Below are 20,975 nucleotides of genomic sequence, written 5' to 3'. Positions count from 1 at the left end.
GCTTCGTCTGGCAACGCCCTTGTGAACAAACCGAGTTGGTACGGATGGTGCTCGACGGCCATCCGCCTCCGCGTCTGCTTGTCAGGAGATGACCCATGCACTTCCTCGACGACTCCCTGCTGCCCGAGAACCAGGAGAAGCTGGTGATCCAGGCCGCTCCCTACGGCCCGGAGTGGCTCCCCGGCGACGCCGACGACCTCCCCCTGACCATGGACGAGCACGTCCAGGCCGCCGTCGACTGCTACAACGCCGGCGCCACCGTGCTCCACATCCACGTACGCGAACTGGACGGTCATGGCTCCAAGCGCATGTCCATGTTCAACGAACTGCTCGGACGGCTGCGCGAGGCCGTTCCGGACATGGTCCTGCAGATCGGGGGATCCATCTCGTTCGCTCCCGGGGACGAGGGCGCCGATGCGAAATGGCTGAGCTACGACACCCGCCACCTGTTGGCCGAACTCACCCCGCGCCCCGACCAGGTGACGATCGCCATCAACACCAGCCAGATGAACATCGTCGAGATCATGACGGACGACGATCTGGCCGGCACCTCCATCGCCAAGCCCGACTACTACAAGGCCTATCGGGACATGGTTGTCGAGGCCGGTCCCGACTTCTACCTCGAGCACCTGAAGCGCCTGCACGCCAACGACATTCAGCCCCACTTCCAACTCGCCACCATGGCACAGCTGGAGACCGTCGAGCGCCTCATCCGCAGCGGCGTGTACACAGGTCCCCTGGTCCTGAACTACGTGGCCATCGGCGGCGGGTTCGCGGGACGCCACCCCGCCGACCTGATCGAGTTCGTCCGCCGCGTTCCCGACGGTGCCGTCCTCACCATCGAGTCCTCGATGCGCGCCGTCGCCCCCATGAACGCCATCGCCATCGCCCTCGGTGTGCACGTCCGCGTCGGCAACGAGGACAACCTGTGGGCGCGGAAGGGCGAGCGCATGAGCTCCGTCCGACAGGTCGAGCAGATGGTGCGCATCGCCGACGCCCTCGGTCGCGACATCGCGACTGGCGCGGAGGCCAAGGAGATCTACCACATCGGCGAGTACTACGCCGACACCGACCAGACGCTGGCCCGGCTCGGCATGGTGCCCAACCGGCGTCCCGGACAGCGCGGTTTCATGCTCCGCGACACGACCCGCTGACCACCGCCGAACGAAGAGAGCATCCCATGGCACACGCCATCCGCTTCCACGAGACCGGCGGCCCCGATGTCCTGCGACTGGAGCAGGTCACCGTGGGCGACCCGGGCCCCGGAGAGGTCCGCGTTCGGCACGAGGCCATCGGCCTCAACTTCGCCGACACCTACTTCCGCACCGGACTCTACCCGGCGCCGCTGCCCGCCGGTCTCGGTGTCGAGGGCGCCGGCATCGTCGAGGCCGTCGGCGCGGGAGTCACCCACGTCGCCGAGGGCGACCGCGTCACGTACACCGGCAGCCCGCTCGGCGCCTACAGTACCGAACGGATCATGCCCGCCGACCCCCTGATCCGGCTGCCCGACGGCATCGACTGCGAGACCGCTGCCGCGATGACCATGCGCGGTCTCACTGCCGCCTACCTGCTGCGCCGGATCCATCCGCTCAAGCACGGCGACACGATCCTGCTGCACGCCGCCGCGGGCGGGGTCGGGCTGATCATCTGCCAGTGGGCGAAGCTGCTCGGCCTCACCGTGATCGGCACGGTCTCCACGGAGGCGAAGGCCGAACTCGCCCGTGCCCATGGTTGCGACCACACCATCCTGTACCGCAGGGAGGATGTCGCCGAGCGGGTACGGGAGTTGACCGACGGGGTAGGCGTGCCCCTCGTCCTCGACAGCATCGGCAAGGACACCGTCGCCGGGTCCATGGCCTCGCTTCGCCGCCGCGGCCTACTGGTCTGCTTCGGCACGGCGTCCGGTGTGCCGCCCCTCGACGCGATGCAACTCGCCGTCCACGGCTCGTTGTTCGTCACCCGACCCGCCCTGGCCGACTACATCGCCGAGCCCGCCGAACGGGACGGTCTGGCCGACGAACTGTTCGGACACGTCGCCGCCGGCCGGATCGCGATCCGTGTCAACCAGCGATACGCCCTCGACGACGCGGTGGCGGCGCACCGCGCACTGGAAGCGGGCCGTACCACTGGTTCGTCCGTCCTCATCCCCTGAACCCCTCATTTCCTCAACCGCCCCAGGAGAGTGCAATGACGCAGACCTCCACCCGTACCCGGATCCAGGTCGAACCGCTGACCTGCACCATCGGTGCCGAACTGCACGGTGTCCAGCTCAGCGATGCCGCCCACGACTCCGCCCTCCACGCCGAGATCAAACAACTTCTGCTCCGCCACAAAGTGTTGTTCCTGCGTGACCAGGACATGACCCGCGCCGAGCACGTCGCCTTCGCTTCCCGCCTCGGCCCGTTGGAGGACCACCCGGTCCTCGGCAGCGACCCGGACCACCCGGGCCTCGTCCGCATCTACAAGGACCTGGACAGCAAGCCCGAGCACTACGAGAACGCCCTGCACTGTGATGCGACATGGCGCGACTGCCCGCCCATGGGTGCCGTGCTGCGCTGCGTCGAGACCCCCGAGGTGGGTGGCGACACGATCTGGGTGAACATGGCCGAGGCGTACCGCAGGCTCCCCGAGCACATCCGCACACAGATCGACGGCCTGCGAGCCCGGCACAGCATCGAAGCGAGCTTCGGCGCGGTCCTGCCGATGGAACAGCGCCACCGGCTCAAGGCCCGCTACCCGGACCCGGAGCACCCGGTGGTCCGCACCCACCCGGAGACCGGGGAGAAGATCCTCTTCGTCAACGCCTTCACCACCCATTTCGTCAACCACCACACCCCCGAGAACGTTCGGTACGGTCAGGACCACGCCCCCGGCGCCAACCTCCTGCTGAACTACCTGATCAGCCAGGCCGCGATCCCCGAGTACCAGGTCCGCTGGCGCTGGACCACGAACAGCGTGGCCATCTGGGACAACCGCTCGACCCAGCACTACGCCGTCCAGGACTACTGGCCGGCCGTCCGCAAGATGGAGCGCGCCGGGATCGCCGGTGACCGGCCCTGCTGAGCCGGTGACCCGCCGATACGCGTGGCTGGTGTTCGCCCTCAGCTTCGGCCTGCTTCTGTCCGACTACATGTCGCGGCAGGTCCTGAACGCGGTGTTCCCGCTGCTGAAGGCCCAATGGCTGCTGTCCGACGCCCAGTTGGGCTCCCTGAGCGGCATCGTCGCCCTGATGGTCGGGCTGCTGACCTTCCCGCTGTCGCTGCTCGCCGACCGGTGGGGTCGGGTCAGGAGCCTTGTCCTGGCGGCGGTGGTGTGGAGCCTGGCGACCCTGGGCTGCGCCGTTTCCGCGAGCTACGGACAGATGTTCCTGGGCCGCTTCATGGTCGGCGTGGGCGAGGCGGCGTACGGGAGCGTCGGCATCGCGGTGGTGCTGAGCGTCTTCCCGGCGGGCCTGCGGGCCACCCTTTCAGGAGCGTTCATCGCGGGCGGCGCCTTCGGATCCGTACTCGGGGTGTCGATCGGCGGTGTCGTGGCCCAATACCTCGGCTGGCGCTGGACCTTCGCGGTCATGGGCCTGTTCGGACTGGTCCTGGCAGCGGTCTACGGCATCGTCGTTACGGAGCGGAAACTGGCAGCGGCAGACGTCGGACTCGGCGGCGCACCGGACGCCGCCGGGTGGCCGGTGCGGACGCTCCTGCCGAGGCTGTTCTCCTCCGTCTCCGTACTGTGCGCCTATGTGGGCAGTGGGCTGCAGATGTTCATCGCGATGGCGCTGCTGGCCTGGATGCCCAGTTTCCTCGATCGCTCCTACGGCCTGGCAACCGCCGAGGCCGGACTCGCCGCGGGGGTCTTCGCACTGATCACCGGGATCGGCATGATCGGCGGCGGTATGGTCTGCGACCGGCTCGGACGCGGGAATCCGCATCTCAAATGGACCGTCGCCGTCATCTGCAGTACCGGATCGCTGACACTGCTCACGGCAGGGTTCCAACTCCCTCCCGGCGCACCGCAACTCGTTCTCGTCGGCGCGGGCATACTGCTGTCCAATGCCACCGCGGGACCTGCCGCCGCCATGGTGGTGAGCCTGACCCCGGCCGCCGTCGCGGCGACGGCCATGGCCACGCTCACCCTCGCCAACAGCCTGCTGGGCCTGGCACCCGGACCCGCGGTGACCGGGATGCTCGCCGACCGCATGGGCCTGCGCGCCGCACTCCAGGTGATCCCGCTCGTCTCGCTCGTGGCCGGCCTGGCCTTCGCTCTCGGCAGACGCCACTACGACAGGGGCCTCGTCTCGGTCTCGGCCTGGGCCCTCAGAAGATCGGAGCTCCCGACATGAATCCCACCCCCACGGTCGTGCTGGTGCCCGGACTGCGCGACCACGTCCCCGACCACTGGCAGACGGTGCTCGCCGCCCGGATCGCCGGCGCCGTCACCGTGCCGTCCCCGACGGACGCCGGACTCAGCCGCGACGCACGGGTGATGGCCTTGAACGACACGCTGTCCCGGATCCAAGGGCCGGTGGTGCTCGTCGCGCACAGTGCCGGAGTGCTCACCACCGTGCACTGGGCGGCCCGGCACCGCCGCCCGGTGCACGGCGCGCTGCTCGCGACACCGCCGGACTTCGACACCCCGCTGCCCGACGGTCACCCCGGACCGCAGACCCTGCGCGAGAACGGATGGCTGCCGGTCCGCCGTAACCCGCTGCCGTTCCCCAGCGTCGTCGCAGCGAGCACGAACGACCCCCTGGCCCGCCTCGACCGGGTCGCCGAACTGGCCCGCGCCTGGGGCAGCCGCCTGGTGAACATCGGCCCGGTGGGACACCTCAATCCCGCATCGGGCTACGGGGAATGGCCGCAGGCACTGGAGTTGCTCCAGACCTTTGGCTGCCGTACCACCCCGGACACCGAGGTGTCCGTATAAGCCCGTACAACTCCAGATCGCCGCCCGAGTCCTGCTGCTGTGCTTTCGCCGTCGCCATGGGTGGGGCTTATCATCTCTTCTGTATGTCTTCGCCCTGCCCCTGGACGCTCTGTGTCTCTTCTCCGTCGCCTGCCTGCCGCCCGTCCGTTGCGGACCATGTCGGGTGTTCTCGCGGTGACGGGCGCGTCAGCGCTCCTGGGCGGGTGCGTGGAAGCCGGGGAGCCCCAGTCCGCCGGACACGCCTCGGTCGCGCCCGCCCCGGTTCGACTGTGGCCCGAGAAGCCCCCGGCGCCGCGCCCCGCGCCGGACTGGTACGGACCTGAGGAACCGACACCTCTTCCCGGGTTGCCCGAGGTGCCCTCCGGAGACATCCGGCAGCTCGACGCCGACTCCGTCGTCGCGGCGCAGATTGCAGCCGATGCCCGGCGCCAGCGGCCCGCATTCGACGAGAACATGCAGAAACGGATCAGCCGCTGCTCCGCCGAACCAGACCAGTGCCCCGTGCGGACCCCCGAGTACAAGGACCTGACAGGAGACGGGAAGGACGAGTTGATCATCGGCATCGAGGAGAGGCAGCACGCGCTGGTCCTGTGGGTCTACAGGATTCGGAACGGGGCAGTGACCCAGATCCTGAATACCGTGGGAAGGGTGCTGTCCGTCGAGGTGGCGGACGGCGATCTGGTCATGCGGGAGTCCTCGGACTCCGCCGGATACGAAGCACGCACAGTCTTCTCGTGGGACAGCGCCCATCAGATCATGATGAGCAAAGAGATGGAGTACGACCGAAAGACCCTCGCTCCCTCCCCGGAGCCCGGGCAGTGAGCACACCGCCCCTGAAGAACCGTTTGCGGATGCCCTCCTGGACGAGGACACTGCACTGGAAGTTCGCGGCTTTCCTCACCGCCGTCTGCTGCCTGCTGGCCGTACTCCTCGGAACTCTGGTGCACGTCCAGGTCAGTGCGGACAGTCAGAGCCGCGCCCGCCGAGCGGCCCTGGACGAACTGGAGCGGACCCTACCCGCGTTCACCGCGGGCCAGCCGCTCGGTCCCAACACCGCGGTGGATCCGCCGGGCCTCCCCGCCGCTCTCCGCCGCATCGTCCTCAAGGACCAGGAACGCGCCAGTCAGCTCGCCGACCATCGCGGCCGCCCGACGATGTGGGCCGCCACCCCCGTTTCCGGGGGCAAGGTCCTGGCGGTACGCCAGGACTACAGCAGCCGGGCCGCCACCATCCGCAGACTGGACCGGGCCATCCTTGTCTCCTCGGTCGCCGCGACCGGCATCACCCTGCTCGCCGGGCTGATCTCGGTGTCGCGACTCACCAGAAGGCTGCGCCGCACCGCCCAGGTAGCCCGCCGGATCAGCGCCGGGGATCTCGACGCCCGTGTGAACGCCCCCCACACCCCGGGCTCCGGCCGGGACGGGGACGAGGCGGCCGCCGTGGCGGCCGCGCTCGACGCGATGGCCGCCACCTTGCAGTACAAGCTGCACAGCGAGCAACGCTTCACCGCTGATGTCTCCCACGAACTGCGCACCCCTCTCGCCGGACTGCTCATGGCGTCCGAACTGCTGGAGCCCGGCCGCCCCACGGACATGGTGCGCGACCGCATCCAGACGCTGCGTCGGCTGACCGAGGACCTCTTGGAGATCTCCCGCCTCGACGCTCAGGTGGAGCGCGCCGAGCACGACACCCACAGACTGGGGCCAATGGTCGAGCGCGCGGCACGGGCCACCGGTCTTGAGACAAAGGTCCAAGTCGTCCGGGACGTCAGCGTGCAAACCGACCGGCGCAGGCTCGAACGCGTAGTGGGCAACCTCGTGGGCAACGCCCACGAGCACGGCCGGCCACCCGTGACGCTGACCGTTGACGGCCCGGTCGTGACCGTACGGGACCACGGGGACGGTTACCCCGACCATCTCCTCGACCACGGTCCGCAACGGTTCCGGAGCCAGTCGCAGAACGGCAGGAAGCTCGGGCACGGCCTGGGCCTGACCATCGCACTCGGGCAGGCCCGCGTGCTCGGTGCCGGCCTGGAGTTCTCGAACGCGCCCGACGGCGGAGCCGTCGCCACGCTCCGCCTCCCCGCCACGCCGTCCCTACCGGATTGAGTATCCGCGTGAAGGAACTGGGTCGTGGTCCTCGGGGCCTTCGGGGCGCATGACACGGATACCATAGTCAACCGTCACCAGGCCGGCGGGAGCGATTTCCCCGTTGATCAGCCTCGTCGCCAGCCGACGCACCGAAGAGAGCATGGCCACCATCTACGCCACCGTCGACACCGAGGCCCTCCCCGGCACTACCGAAGGCTGATTCCCTTGATCACGGCAGGGGGACACGATCGACTAAAACCGCTCATGTGCGATGCCGGACCGTGTGCAGCTCGCCCGGCCACGCGGCAACCGAGTCAACTCGCCGGGCTGGTCAGGACACAGTTCGGATAATCGTTGTCCGGATCGCCGATGGCGACCCAGAGCTTCAGGACCTTGCCTTGCCTCAAGGCGGCGTAGGGGGCAGGCTCCCGCTCACCCCTTTCGGGGTGATAGGGGTCGACGGAGTGATCGGCGTCGAAGGACAGACCGACGAGGCTTTGCTTCTTGTTGGAGCCTTGCTCCCAGGTGCCTGTTCCGGACCAGGTCAAGCCGTCGTACCAGCTGACGGCGACGCAGACTTTATCGGCGATGAACGTTCCGCCCTGCTTCAGCGTGAGGGTGCCGCCTTCGGCATCGGTCCACGTGGTCGCAAGTTCGGCAGGCTTCAGAACGACCGGTTCACCCTCGGGCGGCGGCATGACGGTGAGCCTGCCGCAGGCCGTGAGGGCAAGGGCCATGGCGAGCAAGATCAGCGCAGTACGACAGTATCGCAAGACACTCCACCCCTAGCGGGGTCCGCAGGCCGCGTGCGCGACCAGTGGAATCAAGAACCCACGCCGTACCCTGGCACGGAGTTTGAACATGTTCAAGTCTCGGTCGTCGGCGGCCGCTCTTCGCGAGGCGTGAGGCGGTACGGCAGTGAAGTGCCGCAACCACAGCGGCCGTTCACGGTCGGGCCGTGTACAGGACGACGGCCCGCCCGGGAAATGTCCCCAGACGCCACAGTGCCACGGTGACGGCGGGGTTCAGATGTCCGCCGCGCACTCCGTGATCTCGGCAGCCGGAATCGGTGCCCCTGCTCCCGGGTGTGCGAGCACCGCGTCTCCGGTGGCGAGTTCTTCCCTGGTTCCCGGCGATAGCCCTCGTCGAGGGGTTGGCGTTGCGGGCTCGGGTGCCTAACGTATGAGCGGAACATGAGCCCAACTCACATTTAAGGATTCATGTGATGATCACGGTTCAATCTCTGCGCCACAGACTCAGATCCCTCGCGGTGGTGTCACTGCTCCTCACCGTGATGGCCCTGGTGCTCGGTCCGATGCCCAGCTCCGCGGCGGAGACCGGCTGGTGGAACCCGGCCGCGCGGCCCGCGCCCGACTCGCAGATCAACGTCACGGGCGAGCCCTTCAAGGGCACCGATGCCCAGGGGCGTGTCAGGGGCTTCGCCGACGTCCACGACCACATCATGTCCAACGAGGGCTTCGGCGGCCGGCTGATCTGCGGCAAGCCGTTTTCGGAACAGGGTGTCGCCGACGCCCTCAAGGACTGCCCCGAGCACTACCCGGACGGCACGCTCGCCGTCTTCGACTTCATCACCAAGGGCGACGGCAAGCACGATCCCGACGGGTGGCCCACGTTCAAGGACTGGCCCGCCCATGACTCGCTGACGCACCAGCAGAACTACTACGCCTGGATCGAGCGGGCGTGGCGCGGTGGCCAGCGGGTGCTGGTCAACGACCTGGTCACCAACGGCGTGATCTGCTCGGTCTACTTCTTCAAGGACCGCGGGTGCGACGAGATGACCGCCATCCGTCTCGAGGCGCAGAAGTCGTACGACATGCAGGCCTTCATCGACAAGATGTACGGCGGTCCGGGCAAGGGCTGGTTCCGGATCGTCACCGACAGCGCGCAGGCCCGCGAGGTCATCGAGCAGGGCAAGCTGGCCGTCGTCCTGGGGGTCGAGACCTCCGAGCCGTTCGGCTGCAAGCAGGTCCTGGATGTCGCGCAGTGCGGCAAGGAGGACATCGACCGCGGCCTGGACGAGCTGCACAAATTGGGCGTGCGCAGCATGTTCCTGTGCCACAAGTTCGACAATGCCCTGTGCGGGGTGCGCTACGACTCCGGTGCACTCGGTACGGCCATCAACGCGGGCCAGTTCCTGTCGACCGGCACCTTCTGGAAGACGGAGACCTGCCGCGGCCCGCAGCACGACAACCCCATCGGAAACGCAGCGGCGCCCCAGGCGGAGAAGCTGCTGCCGGCGGGGGTGTCCGTCCCCACGTACGCTTCGGACGCGCAGTGCAACACCCGTGGGCTGACCGACCTGGGTGAGTACGCGGTACGCGGCATGATGAAACGCGGCATGATGCTGGAGCTCGACCACATGAGCGTCAAGGCCGCGGGTCGGGCCTTGGACATCCTGGAATCCGAGTCGTACCCGGGTGTCATCTCCTCGCACAGCTGGATGGACATGGGCTGGACCGAGCGGCTCTACAAGCTCGGCGGATTCGCCGGCCAGTACATGAGCGGCTCCGAGGCGTTCAGCGCGGAGGCCAGGCGCACGGACGCGCTGCGCGAGAAGTACGGGGTCGGCTACGGCTACGGCACCGACATGAACGGTGTCGGCGGCTGGCCGGGCCCGCGGGGCGGGGACACCCCGAACCCGGTGAAGTACCCCTTCCGCAGTACGGACGGCGGCTCGGTGATCGACAAGCAGACCACCGGTGAGCGCACGTGGGACTTCAACACCACGGGCGCCGCGCACTACGGCATGGTCCCGGACTGGATCGAGGACATCCGGATCGTCGGCGGCCAGAAGGTCGTGGACGACCTCTTCGCGGGCGCCGAGTCCTACCTCCGTACCTGGGGGAACTCCGAGAAGTACAAGTCCGGGGAGAACCTGGCCTCGGGCGCGGCGGCCTCGGCGTCCTCGTCGGAGTGGTGGAACCCGTTCGTCAGCTTCGCGCCCGGCCGGGCCGTGGACGGCGACACGGGCACCCGCTGGGCCAGCGAGTGGAACAACGACCAGTGGCTGCGGATCGACCTCGGATCCACGAAGCCGGTCAAGCGCGTCACCCTCGACTGGGAGGCGGCGTACGCGAAGTCGTACCGTGTCGAGCTGTCGGAAGACGGCACGAACTGGAAGACGGTGTGGTCCACGGCCGCCGGTGACGGCGGCCTGGACACGGCGCGGTTCGCCGGAACTCGCGCGCGCTATGTACGGATCCAAGGGCTGGAGCGCGGCACCGAGTGGGGCTACTCGCTCCGAGAGGCCGGCGTCTACAGCGACTGACGGCACCGGTGCGGCGGTGTCCGGGGCCGGGGCCGGCCGGATCAGCTCTCCTGATCCGACCGGCCCCGGGCGGCTTCCCGGCGCGTTCGCCGCCCGCGCCGCGCGGCGCGCAGGGATTCACGCGCCGCGAACCCGGTCACCGTCCATCCCCGGGAGACCCTCGCGCCCGACAGCCGGAATCGGCGTCCCTCCTTCCGGACGTGCGAGGGCCACGCTGGAGCGATCTTCGATAGGCCCCGTCAGGGGGTTGGCGTTGCGGGCTCGCTTGCCTAACGTATGAGCAGAACATGAGCCGAGCTCACATTTAAGGATCCGCGTGATCACTCACCACTCCGAAGCCCGCCTGTGGCTGCTGAGTACCCCCGGCACCTCCTACGCCTTCCAGCTGGACGCCGACGACGTCCCCCGGCACGTGCACTGGGGCCGGCCGCTGACCCTGGAGCAGGCCGTCGCGATCGCGGCCGACCTGCCGACCGAGGACCCCGGCAGCGACGACCCCGGCGGTGAGGAGTACGCGGTCGAGGGCGGCCTGCGCTTCGGGGCGCCGTCGCTGACCGTCCGGTTCGACGACGCCGTCCGCGGCTTCGAGTGGCGGTTCGTCTCGCACACGGTCGAGGACGACCGGCTCACGCTCTCCTTCACCGACCGTGTACGCTCCCTCGGTCTCGACCTGCACTACCGGATCCGGGACGGCCATGACCAGATCGAGCGCTGGGCCGTCCTCAATGCGGAGGAGCCGGTGGACGTCCTGCGGTTCGACTCCGCCGCCTGGACGCTACCCGCCCGCGACGACTACCGGGTCAGCCATGTGGTGGGGGAGTGGGGCCGGGAGTTCCAGCTCCAGCGCGACCGGGTGCCCGTCGGGGAGACCGTGTTCACCAGCCGCCTCGGCATCACGGGACAGCACGCCGGACCCTGGCTGATGCTCGACGCCCATGACGCCGCCGAGGAGCACGGCGAGGTCTGGAGCGCGGCCCTGGCCTGGAGCGGCAGCCGCCGGATCACGCTGCGCCGCGACCCCTACGGCCGCGCCTCCTGGACAGGCGGGTTCGGCCACGAGGGTCTGGTCTGGAAGCTGCTCCCCGGCGAGCGTCTGGAGACCCCCGTCTTCACCGGGCTGTATGCCCCCGACGGCTTCGGCGGCACCAGCCGCCGCTGGCACGCCTACGTCGAAGACCAGGTGCTGCCCGCCCGGCCGGCCGAACGCCCGCTGATCTTCAACTCGTGGGAGGCGACCGAGTTCGACATCACCGAGCAGCAGCAGACCGAGCTGGCCGAGCTGGCCGCGGGTCTCGGCGTCGAGGTCTTCGTCGTGGACGACGCCTGGTTCGGCGCCCGCACCAGCGACATGGCCGGGCTCGGCGACTGGTGGCCCAGCCCCGACCGCTTCCCGGACGGCCTGGGCCCGCTCGCCGACCGTGTCCGCGCGCTGGGCATGGGCTTCGGCCTGTGGGTCGAGCCCGAGGCGGTCAACCCCGACAGCGACCTCTTCCGTGAGCACCCTGACTGGATCCTCTGCCAGGACGGCCGTACACGCACGCAGCGTCGCAACCAGCACGTGCTCAACTTCGCTCGCCGCGATGTCCGCGAATGGGCGGTCGAATGGCTGGTCAGGACCGTCACCGAGCTGGACGTCGTCTTCCTCAAATGGGACATGAACCGGCCCTTCAGTGAGGCAGGGCAGCCCGGGGCCTCCGATCCCGACCGGGTCTGGATCGGGCACACGCGAGGCGTCTACGAGGTGATGGACCAGCTGCGCGCCGCGCGTCCCGGCCTGTACCTGGAGTCGTGCGCGAGCGGCGGCGGCCGGGCCGACCTGGGCGTGCTGGCCTACGCGGACCAGGTCTGGACGTCCGACAACACCGACGCCGCCGACCGGGTCGCGATCCAGCACGGACACTGCCAGCTGCTGCCCGCCCGGACCATGGGTGCCTGGGTCACCGACAGCCCGAACAGCTTCACCGCCCGCCCGACCTCGGTCCGGTACCGCTTCCATGTCTCGATGGCCGGGGCGATGGGCATCGGCGGCGACCTGCGGAACTGGAGCGAGGAGGATCTGGCGTGGTCCCGGATGCTGGTCGAGCAGTACAAGAGGATCCGGCCCGTGGTGCACGGCGGCGTTCAGTACCGCTTGGAGCACCACGCCGTGCAGTACCTCACCGAGGACGAGGTCGTCGTCTTCCAGTTCCAGCCGTCTGCGCTGACCCGCACGGCTGCCCGTACCCGCCTGAAGGGCCTTGACCCCGATGCCCGCTACCAGGACGAGGCCACCGGCGCCGTGTACGAGGGCGCCGTCCTGCTCAGCCACGGTCTCCCGCCGCTGCTGTCCTTCGACTGGACGAGCGAGCTCATCCACCTCAAGAGAGTGCCCCGATGACCCTCGCCCCCGAACGGCCCGAGGCTCTCGCCGAGCCGACCCGCAAGGTCGGCTCCGGCTGGATCGCCCTGTACGTCCTGGCCAACATCGGGATGTTCGTCCCGATGCAGGCGCCGACCACGTTCCTGATACCCGCGCAGATCGCCCAGATCGACCCGGCGGGGAAGGTCGGCAGTTACGCCTGGGTCAGCATGATGGGCGCGATCTCGGGAATCGTCATCGCGCCACTGGCCGGCGCGCTCAGCGACCGCACCACCAGCCGGCTCGGCCGCCGCCGACCGTGGCTGATCGCGGGCTCGCTGGTCTGCATGGCGGCGCTGGCCTGCATCGGCGTCCAGACGACGGTCGCCGGAGTCGCGCTCGGCTCTCTCGTGCTGTCCGCCTCCTTCATGGTCATCGGTGCCGGGCTCTCCCCGGTGGTGCCCGACCGGGTCCCGGTCGGACAGCGCGGTGTGGTGCTGGGCTGGGCCATGGCCCCGCAGGCCGGCAGCATGATCGCGGGCGGGCTGCTGCTCGGGCTGGTCACGGGCTTCCCCGCGCAGTACCTGCTGATGGCCTCGTTGCCGCTGCTGATCCTGCTGTTCGCGACCGCCATGAAGGACCCGCCGCTTCCCCGCCGGCACCGCGAGCCGTTCTCGCTGCGTACCTTCCTGGACGGCTACCGCATAAGCCCGCGCGAGCACCCCGGCTTCGTCTGGGCGATGAGTTCCCGGTTCATCATGGGGCTGGGCTACGGCCTGGGCACGCTCTACATGCCGTACTTCCTGGACGACGTCCTGCACTACGAGCAGTTGTTCCCCGGCCAGTCCACCGAGGACGGCCTGCTCATCGTGATCGGCGTCAACTGCCTGGCCACGATCTCGACGGTCGTCCTCAGCGGCTGGCTGTCCGACAAGCTGGGCAAGCGCCGCATGCTGGTCTTCCTCGGCGGCGTCACGATGGCCGTCGCCGCGATCCCACTCGCGCTGTCGCCCACGTGGACCATGACGCTGGTCGCAGCCGTCATCCTGGGCCTGGGCTACGGCGTGTACCTGGCCGTCGACACCGCCCTGGTCACCGAGGTGCTCCCTGCCTCGGCGGACCGCGGCAAGGACATGGCCCTGGCCAACCTGATGACCTCCCTGCCCTACGTTCTGGCTCCGCCGATCGCCTCGATCGTGCTCGGCAGTCCCGGGGGCTACCGCTCGCTCTTCCTCTGCTCCGCTGCCATGTCCGCGCTGGGCGCGGTATTGGTATGGAAGGTCAAGAGCGTCCATTAGCGCTCAGGAGGGTGGCGGTGCCTTCCGGCAGCACGTCGGTGATTCGCTCGATGTGACCACGACAACGCCCGGGCGGCCCCAGTCGTTCGCGCTTTCGGACGATGCGTCACGACGGGGCGAACGCAGTCTGATGCGGCACTAGTTGCCAAGGGGCCGGATTCGATCGTTCAGATAGCTGTTGAGGACTCGCTTGCACTCGGCGATCAGCTGCGAGTCGCCCTGCGGATCGGTACGGAAGGCCAGTTTCAGCACGCTGTCCGCGCACTCCAGGGCCACCCGCACAGCGATCTCGAGTTCGGCGTTGCCCTGGGCGCCGGTCAGGGTGGCGGTCAGTGCGCGCAGCCGTTCGGCGACCGCGGTGTTGTTGTCCAGGGCGGGCTCCAAAGTGTGGTCCTGTCCCGCCGCGCCGAAGTCGACCACGCCGAAACCGGTGATCGTCCGGCGCATGGTGACGAACTCGTCGACGGTCATATCCACGATGCCCGAGATGTCTTCGGGTTCCTCGTGTTCCAGCCGGGCCGCGACCCGCTCCAAGAAGGTCTCCAGATTGCGGGCGGCGAGCGCGCCGATCAGCCCCTCCTTGTCGGAGAAGAACTGGTAAAGGGTGCCGATGGGCACCTCGGCTCTGCGGGCCACCTCCTTGGTGGTCAGCGCGGCATAGCCGACCTCGTCCAGGAGTTCGGCGCAGGCGTCCAGCAGCCGTTCGAAGCGTTCGACGCTGCGCTTCTGGACCGGCAGCCGGCGCAGCGTCCCTGCGGTGCGATCTTGATTCACGCTTCCATCATCCCATCGGAAGGACTAACATGAGCCCCACTCATGTTTTAGGAGGTTGGGTGTGACACTGGACCATCTGCCCGCGGACTTCATCTGGGGCGCCTCGACGGCGTCGTATCAGATCGAGGGCGCCACCAAGGAGGACGGCCGCGGACCGTCGGTATGGGACACCTTCACCGCCCGACCCGGTACGGTCCGCGACGGGCACACCGGTGACGTGGCCTGCGACCACTACCACCGGTACGAGGAGGACCTCGCGCTGATGGCCGAGGCGGGCCTCACCGGCTACCGCTTCTCCATCGCCTGGCCCCGGATCCAGCCGACCGGTGAAGGTGAGGTCAACCCCCAGGGCCTGGACTTCTACGACCGCCTGGTCGACGGCCTGCTCGCACGCGGCGTCGAACCCGTCCCGACCCTGTTCCACTGGGACCTCCCGCAGGGCCTCGAAGACGGTGGCGGCTGGCTGAACCGCGACACCGCGCACCGCTTCGCCGAGTACGCCGCCATCATGGCCGACAAGCTGGGCGACCGCGTCCAGAAGTGGATCACACTCAACGAGCCGTTCATCCACATGGTCTGGGGCTACGGCCTCGGGATCCACGCGCCGGGCCGCACCCTGTTCCTGGATTGTCTGCCGGTCGCCCACCATCAGCTGCTCGGCCACGGCCTGGCGCTGAGAGAGCTGCGGGCACGCGGCCTTCAGGCGATGATCGCCAACAACTGCACCCCGGTCTGGGCCGCCTCGGACGCTCCCGCCGACCGCGCCGCCGCGCAGGCCTATGACAACCTGCACAACCGCCTGTTCAACGACCCGATCCTCACGGGCGCCTACCCCGACCTGTCGGCCTTCGGCGCGGACGCCACTCTCGGCGGCTCCGTCCAGGACGGCGATCTCGAACTGATCTCGGCCCCCCTGGACGCGCTCGGCATCAACTACTACAACCCGACCCGGATCCAGGCGCCGGCGTCCGAGGGGCTGCCCTTCGAAGAGGCCCCCATCGAGGGCTACCGCCGCACCGCCTTCGACTGGCCCGTCGTCCCCGACGGCCTGCGGGAACTGCTCGTCGGCCTCAAGGAGCGCTACCCGGCACTCCCGCCGGTCTACATCACCGAGAACGGCTGTTCGGTCGAGGACGTCATCACCGCGGACGGCACCGTTCCCGACCTCGACCGCATCGACTACTTGGACACCCACCTCCAGGCCGTCGACGCCGCGGTGGCCCAGGGCGTGGACGTGCGCGGCTACTTCACCTGGACCCTGATGGACAACTTCGAATGGGCCGAGGGCTTCCACCAGCGCTTCGGTCTCGTCTACGTCGACCACGACACCCAGGTCCGCACCCCGAAGGCATCCTTCGCGTGGTACCGCGACCTCATCCGCGCTCAGCGCGGTTGAGCCGCCCGCCGAACTCGCACGGATTCCGCACGCGCTCCGGCCGATCCCGGATGCCGGACTCGCACCCGAGCCGATCGGCAGGAACGTCGGGGTCGAGGAGCGACCCCCATACCCCTGGAAGCGGGGGATGCCTCGCGCAGGAACGGCGAGAGTGCGGCGGTTGCCCGGGCGTAGGCGCTGTCCGGGCCCGCCGGCTGCGGGCCGAGGAACGCGAGGCGGCCGGCCGGTACGAGCGCGCGCCCGAGATGGGTGAAGGCTGCAACGTGGTCGGCGAAGAACATGACACCGCCACGGCTGATGAGGACATCGAACCCGCGGTCGGGGAACGCGTGCACCTGCGCGTCGCCCTGCTCGAAGGTGACGTGGTCAAGACCTTCCGCGGCCGCATCACGGCGGGCGCGTGAAGCATGGCGCTCACCGGCAGCCGCAGGCGGTTGCCGAGCCCTGCCACCCGCCGCTTCTCCTCGCTGGCCGCCTGGATCCCGAAGGTGTTCTCCAGCAGCCACTGCTGCACGGACACCAACTGCTCCCGCCCGTGCCTTTGCGCACCCACCGCCCCGGCCGAGGTCCTCGCCCTGGACGTCGATGCCGCCCGCAGCCGTTAGAGGAATGCATGTGAGGTGAGGGCCTCGCGCCGGACAGGCCGGGCTCGCCGCCCTCGCGGGCGGCGAGCCGTTGAGATGGAACCCGCAGGGCTCAACCGACCGCGGCGGCAGGCTCTTCGGCTCGGGCCCGCGTGCCGGGGAGGCGGTAGGAATCGGTTCCGGTCTCGATGATCGTGCCAGTGAAGGTGAGATGGTCGACGATGGCCGAGCAGAGGCAACGGTCGGTGAAGGTCTTGACCCAGGGTGCGCTGTGAGGCGCTTCGTTGTGTCCCCGAGATTGAACCGGCTTTCGTGCTGCCCCAGCCCTACACGGTTCGGTACGCCCGGAGAAAGGTCCGCACTCCCTCGACGACGAGTGGCCGGACGCGGGTGTCCTCCTCGGCATTCGCGGAACCGAGCCTGTCCAGCGCGACGCCGAAGGTCAGCGCGATGAACTGGTCGGCCGCGAGTCGGGGGTCGGGGACGTCGAGCAGCCCGGCCGCGGCGAAGGCGGCGAACCGTTCGGCAAGGGCCTCGTCGGGGGTGTCGGCCATGGAGTTGTATCCCCGGTGCGGCAGGTGGCCGGATTCAGCCCGGACCAGTCGTTGCAGCGTTGCGTACTCCGCTGAGCCGAGCATGTCGGTCGAGATGCGCATCGAGAACGTGACCAGGGCGTTCTCGAGGTCGGGTGTCTCGGTGAGGTCGGTGAGGGTGTCGTCGAGGGTGCGTCGGATCGTGGTGATCAGTGACTGGCCGATGGCATCGACGACTGCTCGCAGCAGTGTCTGCTTGTCGCCGAAGTAGTCGTAGACCGTCCGCTTGGACACCTCGGCCCGGGCGGCTACCGCGTCGACGCTGGACCGGTCGAAGCCGTCGGCGAGGAACAGTTCCCGGGCCGCCGAGAGGATGGCGGCCCGTTTCCGTGCGGACCCTTCGCGCAGTGTCTTCGTCGTCGGTGTCTTCGTGGTCGGCATGGGAACATCGTAACGGTTCTACACTGCACGGTGTAGTGTAATAATGGCTCGGAGGGTGTCGCAGTCGTGCACCTGCCCCTCCTGGGGGAGCCATGCATGCGTCACCTCGGGTGCCGCTTCCCCGGGTTCACCTCTCCGGACGACCTCGGACCTGTCCACAAAGCACCATGCACACTGCGCCCCGCGTGATGGCCGCCGGGCCCGGCAAAGCGGCAGCACTACGCCTACGGCCGACCCCTTGCTCGCCCGGCAATGACGGAAAGGACGTCCATGACCGCAACTCTGGCTCCCCCGGTTCGCATCGGGAAGGCCGCTGTCGGGGCTCTCGGCATGCTGGCAGTCGCCACCGGTGCCTTGGAATCGGTGGTGACCCCGACGCTCCCGCTCCTGCAACGCGAGCTGGACATGAGTCCCGCCGAAGGGGCGTTACTCAGCATCGTGCTCCTCATCACCGGCGCGCTCGTCACCCCCGTCGCAGGCAGATTAGGCGACCGCTACGGCGGAAAACGGGTCCTGATCCGGCTGATGGCGGTGGTGAGTGCCGGTGGTCTGGTGTCCGCCCTGGCGCCGAACCTGCCGGTGCTGCTGCTCGGTCAGGTACTGCAGGGAGCAATGGTGGGCGCGCTGCCCCTGTCGTTCATCCTGGTGCGCGAACACCTCCCTGCAGGAGAGTCGAAGGTGGCGATCGGGGTGGTCAGCGGGTTGTTCGTCGGGGGCGGGATGGCGGGAACGCTGTCGGCCGGGCCGGTGGCGGAAGGGCTGTCCCGGCACTGGATGTTCGCACTGCCGACGATCGCGGTCATCGGGGCCACCATGCTCGTCAACAGGCTGATGCCGCACGATCCGCCGGGCCGGTCGGACGACGCCGGGGTCGACTGGCCCGGCCTGCTTCTTCTGAGCGGGATGCTGGTCACGCTCATGCTCGTGCTCGCCCTGGCGCCCGACATCGGCTCGCAGCCACGCGTGCTCGGCGCCCTCATCGTGGTCCTGGCCGCCTTCGTGACCGGATGGACAGCCGTCGAGCGTCGTGCGGCCTCGCCGATGGTCGACCTGCGCATGCTGGCCCGGCCTGCGGTGTGGAAGTCGTGTGTGCTGACGTTCGTGATCTGCGCCGGCACCTCGGTGGCGGTCTATCTCGTCCCGCAACTGTTCGCGGTGCCCGCCGACGAGTACGGATTCGGGGCCGGGGCCACCGAGATCGGTTTCTTCCTGCTGCCCGGCGCCGTGGCCGCGTCGCTGGCCGGGCCGATCAGTGGGATCGGGGCGCGGCGTTTCGGCTCGCGCGCCGTGGTCACCACCGGGATCGTCATCATGGTCGCCGCCCTGATCGCCCTGGCAGCCTTGCACACCGAGGTCTGGCACCTCGTCATCGGCAAGATGATGATCGCGCTCGCCAACGGCCTGTGCGTCACGGCGATGGTGACCAGCACCGCCATATCCGTCGATCGAAGTGACACGGGCATCGCCACCAGTCTGGTCCTGGTGACGCGTGTGCTCGGCTACGCCGTGGGTGCGCAGGTCAGCGGTGCGATCCTCACCGCCAAAACCCCTGCCGGGTCGGATGTCCCGGCCGAATCGGCCTTCGTCACAGGCTTTGTCATGGCCGGTGCCGTTACGGCGCTGTCCCTGCTTGTCGCCCGAACCATGAGCAATGGAGTCAAGGAATGACCCACACCGATGTGTTGAGGGATATCCGTACCACGCCGAGGCGCAAGGTCCTGATATCCGGGGCCGGCATCGCGGGGCCCGCCCTCGCGTTCTGGCTGAACCGCTACGGATTCGCGGTCACGGTGGTCGAGAAGGCGCGCACACTGCGTGACGGCGGCTATCCCATCGACGTGCGCGGCACCGCACTGGAGGTCGTCCGGAGGATGGGAATCCTGCCGCGGTTGCAGGACATGCACATCGACCTGCGCCGGCTGACCTTCCTCGAAGGGGACGGCAGTCAGGTGGCTTCGGTCAACCCGCATACCGTCACCGGCGGCGTCGCGGGACGGGACCTGGAGGTGCGACGCGGGGATCTGACCGACGCTCTCCACACGGCGGTCCGTGACGACGTGGAGTTCTTGTACAACGACTCCATCGACACCCTCGAACAGTCCGGTCACGGGGTCGACGTCACCTTACGCGGGGGCAGCAGGCGTACGTTCGACATGGTGTTCGGCGCGGACGGCCTGCACTCACGTACCCGCGAGCTCCTGTTCGGCCCCGAAGCGCAGTTCCACCGGTACCTCGGCTACTGCTTCGCCGGATTCACCATGCGCAACACCTTCGGGCTCTGCCGCGAGACCACGTTGTGGAACACCCCGGGCAGGGCCGCGGCACTCTACGCCGTCGGGGACGACGACGAGGTGCACGCCTTCCTGAACTTCGCCCACCCGGAACCGCCGTTCCACGCGTTCCGGAACCCGGAAGCCCAACGGGACCTGGTCGCCGCGGTCTTCGCCGACGCGGGATGGGAGGTCCCGGGCATGGTTGCCGCCATGCGCGACGCGGACGACCTGTTCTTCGACGTGGTCAGCCAGATCCGCGTGCCCCGCTGGTCCAGCGGCAGGGTCGCGCTGGTGGGCGACGCCGCGTACTCGCCCTCGTTCCTTACCGGACAGGGTTCCAGTCTCGCGCTCGTCGGCGCGTACATGCTCGCCGGTTCCCTGGCAGACCGGGACCACGCCGCAGGTTTCGCTGCCTACGAACACAACACCCGTGAGTTTGTGACCCTGAACCAGGATCAGGTCGGAGAGGGCGATGCCGTACTCTTCCCGACCACCGCTCAGGCCCTGGAGCGGCGCAACGACATGCTGCGCAATCTCAGTGCCATGCCCTCCACGCAGGGACGACCGGCCCATTCGGCCCTCACCCTGCCCGAATTCATGCCCATGACGTGAGCCCGGCCCCAGAGCTGGTGACGGTGGGTGCGCTGATCGCGGAGCCCTCGCTTTGCTGGTGCTCGGGTGGGCAAAGGAGACATAGGTGATCAGGGTTACGAGTCTGCCCTGGCGTATTCCAGTCGCTGTCGATGCGGGCGGTCGGGAGGGTCGGCATGACTGACCGCGGCTGGGACGTCAGCAGGAAAGTGAACGGAAGTAAGCGGCATGTCGCGGTGGCCCCCCTCAGACTGCTAATTTCCGGCGTTTTCAAAAAGGCTTGATGTAGACCATCGCGTGGGAACTTGTTCCCTATTTTCTCGCCTTGATCATTTCCTGCGTCGGCTTCTCAGCGATTCTCTTTATTCGGCGGGCGACTGCGTCGCTGAGTATGCCCAGCGGTGGCATTGGCTTGGAGATGAGAACGCCACCGGGCTAGGTTCTGTCC

At 68.6% G+C, this 20,975-nt stretch carries 17 protein-coding genes and 2 pseudogenes; 14 read left to right on the top strand and 5 right to left on the bottom strand.

What is annotated here, in order from left to right; all coding sequences use genetic code 11:
• The first annotated feature begins 95 nt into the window (after window positions 1-95).
• The 7 genes from IE107_RS20450 to IE107_RS20420 all read left to right on the top strand — a co-directional run bounded on the left by IE107_RS20450 (window position 96) and on the right by IE107_RS20420 (window position 7,028).
• Window positions 96-1,154: a beta-keto acid cleavage family enzyme gene (locus IE107_RS20450; RefSeq protein WP_189545274.1), complete on the top strand. Its 1,059-nt coding sequence runs from the start codon at window positions 96-98 to the stop codon at window positions 1,152-1,154.
• A 26-nt stretch (window positions 1,155-1,180) separates the two neighbouring features.
• Window positions 1,181-2,152, top strand: a complete 972-nt coding sequence (locus tag IE107_RS20445; RefSeq protein WP_189545273.1) for a quinone oxidoreductase family protein — start codon at window positions 1,181-1,183, stop codon at window positions 2,150-2,152.
• A gap of 35 nt (window positions 2,153-2,187) precedes the next feature.
• Complete coding sequence (locus tag IE107_RS20440) at window positions 2,188-3,063, top strand: TauD/TfdA dioxygenase family protein (protein ID WP_189545272.1); 876 nt, start codon at window positions 2,188-2,190, stop codon at window positions 3,061-3,063.
• The gene (locus tag IE107_RS20435) at window positions 3,047-4,336 is read left to right on the top strand and encodes an MFS transporter (RefSeq protein WP_229867120.1); all 1,290 of its coding nucleotides are present in this window, start codon (window positions 3,047-3,049) and stop codon (window positions 4,334-4,336) included. Before IE107_RS20440 ends, IE107_RS20435 begins: the two co-directional genes overlap by 17 nt.
• On the top strand, window positions 4,333-4,920 hold the full coding sequence (locus IE107_RS20430; protein ID WP_189545271.1) for an RBBP9/YdeN family alpha/beta hydrolase: 588 nt from the start codon (window positions 4,333-4,335) through the stop codon (window positions 4,918-4,920). The genes IE107_RS20435 and IE107_RS20430 overlap by 4 nt, the downstream gene beginning before the upstream one ends.
• A 156-nt stretch (window positions 4,921-5,076) precedes the next feature.
• On the top strand, window positions 5,077-5,742 hold the full coding sequence (locus IE107_RS20425) for a hypothetical protein (protein ID WP_189545270.1): 666 nt from the start codon (window positions 5,077-5,079) through the stop codon (window positions 5,740-5,742).
• 29 nt (window positions 5,743-5,771) lie between these two features.
• On the top strand, window positions 5,772-7,028 hold the full coding sequence (locus IE107_RS20420; protein ID WP_189545389.1) for a sensor histidine kinase: 1,257 nt from the start codon (window positions 5,772-5,774) through the stop codon (window positions 7,026-7,028).
• A gap of 296 nt (window positions 7,029-7,324) precedes the next feature.
• Here the strand turns inward: IE107_RS20420 and IE107_RS20415 are convergent, their stop codons facing one another.
• Window positions 7,325-7,747 carry a hypothetical protein gene (locus IE107_RS20415; RefSeq protein WP_189545269.1) on the bottom strand — a complete coding sequence of 141 codons (423 nt, stop codon included), beginning with the start codon at window positions 7,745-7,747 and terminating at the stop codon, window positions 7,325-7,327.
• Window positions 7,748-8,235: 488 nt separating this feature from the next.
• Here IE107_RS20415 and IE107_RS20405 point away from each other — a divergent pair, with 488 nt between their 5' ends.
• The 3 genes from IE107_RS20405 (at window position 8,236) to IE107_RS20395 (ending at window position 13,935) form a co-directional block, all read left to right on the top strand.
• Window positions 8,236-10,299 (top strand): discoidin domain-containing protein, encoded by a 2,064-nt coding sequence (locus tag IE107_RS20405; RefSeq protein ID WP_189545268.1) that lies wholly within the window; start codon window positions 8,236-8,238, stop codon window positions 10,297-10,299.
• 316 nt (window positions 10,300-10,615) lie between these two features.
• A complete protein-coding gene (locus IE107_RS20400) occupies window positions 10,616-12,676 on the top strand; it encodes an alpha-galactosidase (RefSeq protein WP_189545267.1) in 2,061 nt (686 codons plus the stop codon).
• Window positions 12,673-13,935: an MFS transporter gene (locus IE107_RS20395; RefSeq protein ID WP_189545266.1), complete on the top strand. Its 1,263-nt coding sequence runs from the start codon at window positions 12,673-12,675 to the stop codon at window positions 13,933-13,935. Before IE107_RS20400 ends, IE107_RS20395 begins: the two co-directional genes overlap by 4 nt.
• A gap of 138 nt (window positions 13,936-14,073) precedes the next feature.
• On the opposite strand, the gene IE107_RS20390 is transcribed toward IE107_RS20395, so the two are convergent.
• Window positions 14,074-14,709 (bottom strand): TetR/AcrR family transcriptional regulator, encoded by a 636-nt coding sequence (locus tag IE107_RS20390; RefSeq protein ID WP_189545265.1) that lies wholly within the window; start codon window positions 14,707-14,709, stop codon window positions 14,074-14,076.
• Between the two features lie 61 nt (window positions 14,710-14,770).
• On the opposite strand from IE107_RS20390, the gene IE107_RS20385 reads away from it, so the two are divergent.
• A complete protein-coding gene (locus IE107_RS20385) occupies window positions 14,771-16,105 on the top strand; it encodes a GH1 family beta-glucosidase (protein WP_189545264.1) in 1,335 nt (444 codons plus the stop codon).
• Here IE107_RS20385 and IE107_RS36160 read toward each other — a convergent pair.
• Window positions 16,093-16,449: pseudogene (locus IE107_RS36160) on the bottom strand (hypothetical protein); the annotation flags it as partial. The gene IE107_RS20385 and the pseudogene IE107_RS36160 sit on opposite strands and share 13 nt — an antisense overlap.
• Before the next feature lie 63 nt (window positions 16,450-16,512).
• Here IE107_RS36160 and IE107_RS35090 point away from each other — a divergent pair.
• A complete protein-coding gene (locus IE107_RS35090) occupies window positions 16,513-16,710 on the top strand; it encodes a hypothetical protein (protein WP_229867137.1) in 198 nt (65 codons plus the stop codon).
• Between the two features lie 91 nt (window positions 16,711-16,801).
• Here IE107_RS35090 and IE107_RS35085 read toward each other — a convergent pair.
• A pseudogene (locus IE107_RS35085) lies at window positions 16,802-16,951 on the bottom strand (IS21-like element helper ATPase IstB); the annotation flags it as partial.
• Between the two features lie 64 nt (window positions 16,952-17,015).
• Complete coding sequence (locus IE107_RS20375) at window positions 17,016-17,663, bottom strand: TetR/AcrR family transcriptional regulator (protein ID WP_189545263.1); 648 nt, start codon at window positions 17,661-17,663, stop codon at window positions 17,016-17,018.
• 270 nt (window positions 17,664-17,933) lie between these two features.
• Between IE107_RS20375 and IE107_RS20370 the strand changes: the two genes are divergently transcribed.
• Window positions 17,934-19,331: an MFS transporter gene (locus tag IE107_RS20370; protein ID WP_189545262.1), complete on the top strand. Its 1,398-nt coding sequence runs from the start codon at window positions 17,934-17,936 to the stop codon at window positions 19,329-19,331.
• On the top strand, window positions 19,328-20,548 hold the full coding sequence (locus IE107_RS20365; protein ID WP_189545261.1) for an FAD-dependent monooxygenase: 1,221 nt from the start codon (window positions 19,328-19,330) through the stop codon (window positions 20,546-20,548). The genes IE107_RS20370 and IE107_RS20365 overlap by 4 nt, the downstream gene beginning before the upstream one ends.
• Window positions 20,549-20,975 lie beyond the last annotated feature (427 nt).

The sequence above is a fragment of the Streptomyces gelaticus genome (assembly GCF_014649535.1).
GTDB lineage: Bacteria > Actinomycetota > Actinomycetes > Streptomycetales > Streptomycetaceae > Streptomyces > Streptomyces gelaticus.
This window is presented reverse-complemented; position numbering and strand designations above follow the sequence as displayed.